The organism is Pantoea sp. ARC270 (assembly GCF_003236725.1).
In the GTDB taxonomy this organism is placed as follows: domain Bacteria; phylum Pseudomonadota; class Gammaproteobacteria; order Enterobacterales; family Enterobacteriaceae; genus Pantoea; species Pantoea anthophila.
The window spans coordinates 21,234-28,690 of record NZ_PUGA01000049.1; the positions used below are offsets into that span (position 1 = coordinate 21,234).

General features: G+C 55.2%; 5 protein-coding genes and 1 pseudogene. All 6 read left to right on the forward strand.

Going from position 1 to position 7,457, the window contains the following annotated elements; genetic code table 11:
* Positions 1–2 precede the first annotated feature (2 nt).
* Positions 3–2,696, forward strand: coding sequence for a translation initiation factor IF-2 (gene infB / locus CKF42_RS19065; RefSeq protein ID WP_009092409.1), 2,694 nt, complete (start codon positions 3–5; stop codon positions 2,694–2,696).
* Between the two features lie 65 nt (positions 2,697–2,761).
* Positions 2,762–3,169 (forward strand): 30S ribosome-binding factor RbfA, encoded by a 408-nt coding sequence (rbfA, locus tag CKF42_RS19070; protein WP_009092407.1) that lies wholly within the window; start codon positions 2,762–2,764, stop codon positions 3,167–3,169.
* Positions 3,169–4,113, forward strand: coding sequence for a tRNA pseudouridine(55) synthase TruB (gene truB / locus CKF42_RS19075; RefSeq protein WP_058957632.1), 945 nt, complete (start codon positions 3,169–3,171; stop codon positions 4,111–4,113). Before rbfA ends, truB begins: the two co-directional genes overlap by 1 nt.
* A 132-nt stretch (positions 4,114–4,245) precedes the next feature.
* Entirely contained in the window at positions 4,246–4,515 is a 270-nt protein-coding gene (rpsO, locus tag CKF42_RS19080) for a 30S ribosomal protein S15 (RefSeq protein ID WP_003851063.1), read from the forward strand.
* A gap of 310 nt (positions 4,516–4,825) precedes the next feature.
* Entirely contained in the window at positions 4,826–6,961 is a 2,136-nt protein-coding gene (pnp, locus tag CKF42_RS19085; RefSeq protein WP_058957631.1) for a polyribonucleotide nucleotidyltransferase, read from the forward strand.
* Positions 6,962–7,090: 129 nt separating this feature from the next.
* Positions 7,091–7,457, forward strand: a pseudogene (locus CKF42_RS19090) (lipoprotein NlpI); the annotation flags it as partial.

Sequence of the window (7,457 nt, forward strand, 5' to 3'; positions counted from 1 at the left end):
GCATGACAGATGTAACCGTAAAATCGCTGGCCGCAGAAATTCAGACTCCGGTCGATCGCCTGGTACAGCAATTTGCTGATGCGGGGATCCCTAAGTCTGAAAATGACGCCGTGACCCAGCAAGAGAAAGAAACCTTACTATCTCATCTGAACCGTGAACACGGCCAGGTCGGTTCAGCTAAGCTGACGCTGCAGCGTAAAACGCGCAGCACCTTGAATATTCCAGGCACCGGGGGTAAAAGTAAATCGGTGCAAATTGAAGTCCGCAAAAAGCGTACCTATGTGAAGGGTGATGCAGAGGCTGAGCAAGCTCAGGCAGAAGCTGAAGCCGAGGCGCAGCGTGAAGCGGAAGAGCAGGCGCAACGCGAGGCTGAAGAGAAAGCCCGTCGCGAAGCTGAACAGAAAGCGCAACGTGAAGCCGAAGATAAAGCCAGGCGCGAAGCCGCTGAGAAGGCCAAACGTGCAGCAGCGGAAAATGACAAAGTGACAAATCAACCTACCGACGAAGTGACCAGGGCTGCGCAGTCTGACAAAGCCCGTCGCGAAGCTGAAGCAGCTGAACTGAAGCGTAAAGCGGAAGAAGAAGCTCGCCGTAAGCTCGAAGAGGCGGCCCGCCTCGTAGCCGAAGAAGCCCGCCGTCTGGCTGAAGAGAAATCAGCCGAGTGGGAAAAGCCGGAAGAAGAGGATAAAGGCGACTATCACGTCACCACTTCAACCCATGCCCGTCAGGCGGAAGATGAAAACGACCGTCAGGTAGAAGCTGGCCGTGCGCGTGCGCGTACCACGGCGAAAGCAACGCGTCCGGCGAAAAAAGGCAACAAACATTCCGAAGCGAAAACTGACCGCGAAGAAGCGCGTGCACAGGTTCGTGGCGGTAAAGGTGGCAAACATCGTAAACCAAGCGCACTGCAGCAGGGCTTCAACAAACCCGCTCAGGCCGTGAACCGCGATGTTGTGATTGGCGAAACCATCACCGTAGCCGAACTGGCGAACAAAATGGCGGTGAAAGGTTCTCTGGTCATTAAAGCGATGATGAAGATGGGCGCGATGGCGACCATTAACCAGGTCATCGACCAGGAAACCGCACAGCTCGTCGCAGAAGAGATGGGCCACAAAGTGACCCTGCGTCGTGAAAACGAGCTGGAAGAGGCGGTAATGGACGATCGTGACACCGATGCCGCGCAGGAAGCTCGCGCGCCGGTGGTTACCATCATGGGTCACGTTGACCACGGTAAAACCTCACTGCTGGACTATATCCGCTCGACCAAAATCGCCTCTGGCGAAGCGGGCGGCATTACTCAGCACATCGGTGCTTACCACGTTGAAACTGACAACGGTATGATCACCTTCCTGGACACCCCGGGCCACGCCGCGTTTACCGCGATGCGTGCACGTGGTGCGCAGGCGACCGATATCGTTATCCTGGTCGTTGCCGCAGACGATGGCGTGATGCCTCAGACCATCGAAGCTATTCAGCACGCCAAAGCGGCCAAAGTGCCGGTTGTGGTTGCGGTGAACAAGTGCGATAAGCCAGAAGCGGATCCGGATCGCGTTAAAAACGAACTGACCCAGTACGGAATCATTCCGGAAGAGTGGGGCGGCGAAAACATGTTCGTTAATGTCTCTGCGAAAGCGGGTACCGGCATTGATGACCTGCTTAACGCTATCCTGCTGCAGGCGGAAGTCCTGGAGCTGACGGCTATCCGTGCCGGCATGGCGAGCGGCGTGGTTATCGAATCGTTCCTCGACAAAGGTCGCGGTCCGGTTGCAACCGTGCTGGTTCGTGAAGGTACGCTGAACAAAGGCGACATCGTCCTGTGTGGCTTCGAATATGGCCGTGTTCGTGCAATGCGCGATGAACTGGGTCGTGAAGTCATGGAAGCGGGTCCGTCTATCCCGGTTGAGATTCTGGGCCTCTCTGGCGTGCCGGCTGCGGGTGATGAAGCGACTGTGGTACGTGACGAGAAGAAAGCACGTGAAGTGGCGCTCTATCGTCAGGGCAAATTCCGCGAAGTTAAACTGGCTCGCCAGCAGAAATCTAAGCTTGAGAACATGTTTGCCAACATGACCGAAGGCGAAGTGTCTGAACTGAACATCGTACTGAAAGCGGACGTTCAGGGTTCTGTGGAAGCGATCTCCGACTCCCTGCAGAAACTCTCTACCGACGAAGTGAAGGTGAAGATTGTTGGTTCAGGCGTGGGCGGGATCACCGAGACCGATGCAACCCTGGCGGCTGCCTCTAACGCCATCATCCTGGGCTTCAACGTGCGTGCCGATGCCTCTGCGCGTCGCGTCATTGACGCAGAAAGCCTGGATCTGCGCTACTACTCCGTCATCTATAACCTGATTGACGAAGTAAAAGCGGCGATGAGCGGCATGCTGGCACCAGAGTACAAACAGCAGATCATTGGTCTGGCTGCGGTCCGCGACGTGTTCAAATCACCGAAGTTTGGCGCGATTGCCGGTTGTATGGTGACGGAAGGTAACATCAAGCGTCACAACCCAATCCGTGTCCTGCGTGATAACGTGGTGATTTACGAAGGCGAGCTGGAATCCCTGCGTCGCTTTAAAGATGACGTTAACGAAGTGCGTAACGGCATGGAGTGCGGTATCGGCGTGAAGAACTACAACGACGTTCGCGTTGGCGATATGATCGAAGTGTTTGAAATCATCGAAATTAAACGCACCATCGAGTAATCGACTGCTGATGTGTTGCAATTTGGGAGGCCTCTGGCCTCCCGAATTATTTGGGAGAAATAATGATGGCGAAAGAATTTGGTCGCCCGCAGCGCGTATCACAAGAGCTGCAAAAAGAGATTGCGATGATCCTGCAGCGTGAGATCAAAGATCCGCGTCTGGGCATGATGGTCACCGTGTCAGGCGTTGAAGTGTCACGCGATCTCGCCTACGCAAAAGTGTTCGTCACTTTCCTGAATGACCAGGATGAGGACGCGGTAAAACAGGGTCTGAAAGCGCTGAAAGAAGCGTCAGGCTACATCCGCATTCTGCTGGGTAAAGCGATGCGTCTGCGTATCGTGCCGGAGCTGACGTTCTTCTACGACAACTCCCTGGTTGAAGGGATGCGCATGTCCAATCTCGTCACAAGCGTCGTGAAAAACGATGCCGAGCGCCGTGGCTCTGACGCCACCGGCGATGACGAGGAGGCGTAATGAGTCGTCCGCGTCGTCGCGGCCGCGACGTCCATGGCGTGTTGCTGCTGGATAAGCCTCAAGGCGTCTCGTCGAACGATGTCCTGCAGAAGGTGAAGCGGATCTTTAACGCTAACCGCGCAGGCCATACCGGCGCGCTTGACCCGCTGGCAACCGGCATGCTGCCGATCTGCCTGGGTGAAGCGACCAAGTTTTCACAGTATCTGCTGGATTCCGACAAGCGCTACCGCGTCATTGCGCGGCTGGGTGAGCGGACCGACACGTCAGATGCCGATGGCAACCTCGTTCAGACGCGTCCGGTCACCTTTAGTCAGGCCGACCTCGACAGCGCGCTGGAGAGCTTCCGCGGTGAGACTCTGCAGGTGCCCTCAATGTTTTCGGCGCTAAAGCATCAGGGACGTCCCCTGTATGAATATGCGCGTCAGGGCATTGAGATTGCGCGTGAACCGCGTCCAATCACGGTCTACGAACTGCAGTTTATTCGCTGGCAGGATAACGAGCTGGAGCTGGAAATTCACTGCTCGAAAGGCACCTATATCCGCAGCATTATCGACGATCTCGGTGAGAAGCTGGGATGCGGAGCGCATGTCATCATGCTGCGTCGCGTTCAGGTTGCCCGTTATCCGTATGAAAGGATGGTGACGCTGGAACAGCTCAACACCCTGCTGGCGGAAGCGACAGAAGCCGGCATTCCTCTGGAAACGCAGCTCGATCCGCTGCTGTTGCCAATGGACAGTCCTGCGTCCGATTTCCCGGAAGTGAACATCCCGCCTGCCGTGGCTGCGTTTTTCCGCCAGGGTCAGCCGGTTCAGGCCAGTCAGGCGCCCGCGCAGGGGCTGGTCAGGGTGTCCGAAGGTGAGGCGCGTAAGTTCATCGGGATGGCTGAAATTGCCGACGATGGCCGTCTGGCACCCCGTCGCTTAGTGGTGGAGTATCAGGATTAAGTCGCGCCTTCACTTTTCGCTGATGGGGCATTTGCGTTGCTATCGGGCGCAGAGTAGAATAGCGCGGCTTTAAAAGCGGGATGCTGAATTAGAGATCGGCACCCATACATTCATTTTATACCGGAGTTTATTATGTCTCTAAGCGTAGAAGCTAAAGCAGAGATCGTTGCTAAATATGGCCGTGGTGCTAACGACAGCGGTTCAACTGAAGTTCAGGTTGCCCTGCTGACCGCGCAGATCACCCATCTGCAGGGTCACTTCTCTGAGCACAAAAAAGACCACCACAGCCGTCGCGGTCTGCTGCGCATGGTATCTCAGCGTCGTAAGCTGCTGGACTACCTGAAGCGTAAAGACGTTGCGCGCTACAGCAGCCTGATCGAAAGCCTCGGTCTGCGTCGCTAAGTCTGAAAAATCGGGTCGTCAGGGCGTCATGCAGCGATTAACGCGGCGTGCAGCAGACGATCAGATTTGTGCGAGTTTCATGAAAAGGGGGCCTTTATGGCCCCTTTTTTTGAGCAATCGGCAGCAATCCGGGCCAAACTGATGTATTGTTGCTTAGTGTGATCTTTAGTTTGCAGAATTTCGCGCGGCTAATGAGAGGCTTTACCGCAGGGGCGGTCGAGGGTTGTCATTAGTCGCGAGGATGCAGCTGGAGATTGGTAATCAATGGCGGGCTACAGATAGCCTTGCCCCGAAGTTAAGGACTTTGATTTTGCTGAATCCGATCGTACGCAAATTCCAATATGGTCAACATACCGTCACGCTGGAAACCGGCATGATGGCGCGCCAGGCGACTGCTGCTGTTATGGTGAGCATGGACGATACCGCGGTGTTCGTCACTGTCGTCGGCCAGAAAAAAACTAAACCCGGTCAGGACTTCTTCCCACTGACCGTGAACTATCAGGAGCGTACCTACGCTGCTGGTCGTATCCCAGGCAGCTTCTTCCGTCGTGAAGGCCGCCCAAGCGAAGGCGAAACGCTGATTGCGCGTCTGATTGACCGCCCGATTCGTCCGCTGTTCCCGGAAGGTTTCGTTAACGAAGTTCAGGTCATTGCGACCGTGGTTTCTGTAAACCCACAGGTTCATCCTGACATCGTTGCTATGATCGGTGCTTCTGCCGCGCTGTCACTCTCGGGTCTGCCGTTCAATGGCCCAATCGGTTCTGCGCGTGTTGGTTACATCAACGATCAATACGTTCTGAACCCGACAGCAGATGAGCTGAAACAGTCTCGTCTGGACCTGGTGGTTGCCGGTACGCAGAATGCCGTTCTGATGGTGGAATCTGAAGCTGAGATCCTGTCAGAAGAGCAGATGCTGGGCGCCGTGGTCTTTGGCCACGATCAGCAGCAGGTGGTAATTGAAAACATCAATGCGCTGGTTGCTGAAGCGGGCAAACCACGCTGGGACTGGCAGCCAGAAGCCGCCAACACCCCACTGATTTCACGCGTTGCTGCACTGGCAGAAGCGCGCATCAGCGATGCTTACCGCATCACCGACAAGCAGGAGCGTTACACGCAGGTTGGCGTCATCAAAGACGAAACCATTGCAGCGCTGCTGGCTGAAGATGAGACGCTGGATAGCGCTGAAATCAGCGACATCGTCCATAGCCTGGAAAAGAATGTTGTTCGTACCCGTATCCTGAACGGCGAGCCGCGTATCGATGGCCGCGAAAAGGATATGATCCGTGGTCTGGACGTGCGTACTGGCGTGCTGCCACGTACTCACGGTTCATCCCTGTTCACCCGTGGTGAGACGCAGGCGCTGGTAACAGCAACGCTGGGTACCACCCGCGATGCGCAGAACCTGGATGAGCTGATGGGCGAGCGCACTGACAGCTTCCTGTTCCACTACAACTTCCCTCCGTACTCTGTCGGTGAAACCGGCATGGTCGGTTCGCCGAAGCGTCGTGAAATTGGTCACGGTCGTCTGGCGAAACGCGGTGTGTTAGCGGTTATGCCAAAGGCGGAAGATTTCCCTTACACCGTGCGTGTGGTGTCTGAAATCACCGAATCTAACGGCTCCTCTTCAATGGCCTCTGTCTGCGGTGCCTCACTGGCGCTGATGGACGCGGGTGTGCCAATCAAAGCCGCTGTTGCAGGTATTGCAATGGGTCTGGTGAAAGAAGATGAGAAGTTTGTGGTTCTGTCTGACATCCTGGGCGACGAAGATCACCTGGGCGACATGGACTTCAAAGTAGCCGGTAGCCGTGAAGGTATCACCGCGCTGCAGATGGACATCAAAATCGAAGGCATCACGCGTGAAATCATGCAGGAAGCGCTGAACCAGGCTAAGGGTGCGCGTCTGCACATCCTGGGCGTTATGGAACAGGCTATCAGCACGCCACGTACTGAGATTTCTGAATTCGCACCGCGCATTTACACCATCAAGATCAGCTCTGACAAGATCAAAGATGTGATTGGTAAAGGCGGCTCAGTGATCCGTGCACTGACCGAAGAGACCGGCACAACGATCGAAATCGAAGATGACGGCACTGTGAAAATCGCTGCGACCGATGGTCTGAAAGCGAAAGAAGCGATCCGTCGTATCGAAGAGATTACCGCAGAGATCGAAGTGGGCCGCATTTACAGTGGTAAAGTGACCCGTATCGTTGACTTCGGTGCCTTCGTCGCCATCGGCGGTGGTAAAGAAGGTCTGGTTCACATTTCGCAAATCGCCGATAAGCGCGTTGAGAAAGTGACTGACTATCTGCAGATGGGTCAGGAAGTGCCGGTGAAGGTGATGGAAGTCGATCGCCAGGGCCGCGTACGTCTGAGCATCAAAGAAGCGACAGAATCTAAGCCGCAGGCTGAAGAAGCTGCAGCGGTGACCACACCTGCCGCTGAATAAGTCGTTGCTGATTTGCCCCTCTTTGCCTGGCAGAGAGGGGCGTTTGTGTCATCGCGAGGGCGGGAATCCTTGTGCACAGCAGGCGGATGACAGGATGGTTATCCCAATGTTTGTATTCGGGAGTGGGAAATGAAGCCTTTTCTGCGCTGGTGTTTTGTTGCGACAGCTTTAACGCTGGCAGGATGCAGCAACTCCAATTGGCGTAAGAACGAAGTTCTTGCAGTGCCGTTACAGCCCACACTGCAGCAGGAAGTGATACTGGCGCGCATGGAACAAATACTTGCCAGTCGCGCTCTCACCGATGATGAACGCGCACAGCTGTTATATGAGCGCGGAGTGTTGTATGATAGTTTAGGTCTGCGGGCATTAGCGCGGAACGATTTTTCGCAAGCGCTGTCTATAAGACCAGATATGCCTGAAGTGTTTAACTACTTAGGCATATATTTAACGCAGGCGGGCAACTTTGATGCCGCCTATGAAGCGTTCGATTCTGTAC

What these genes read in the sequence shown, in the direction of transcription:
- truB (WP_058957632.1), top strand. Translation starts at nt 3,169, where the DNA reads ATGAGTCGTCCGCGTCGTCGCGGCCGCGACGTCCATGGCGTGTTGCTG.
- infB (WP_009092409.1), top strand. Translation starts at nt 3, where the DNA reads ATGACAGATGTAACCGTAAAATCGCTGGCCGCAGAAATTCAGACTCCG.
- rpsO (WP_003851063.1), top strand. Translation starts at nt 4,246, where the DNA reads ATGTCTCTAAGCGTAGAAGCTAAAGCAGAGATCGTTGCTAAATATGGC.
- rbfA (WP_009092407.1), top strand. Translation starts at nt 2,762, where the DNA reads ATGGCGAAAGAATTTGGTCGCCCGCAGCGCGTATCACAAGAGCTGCAA.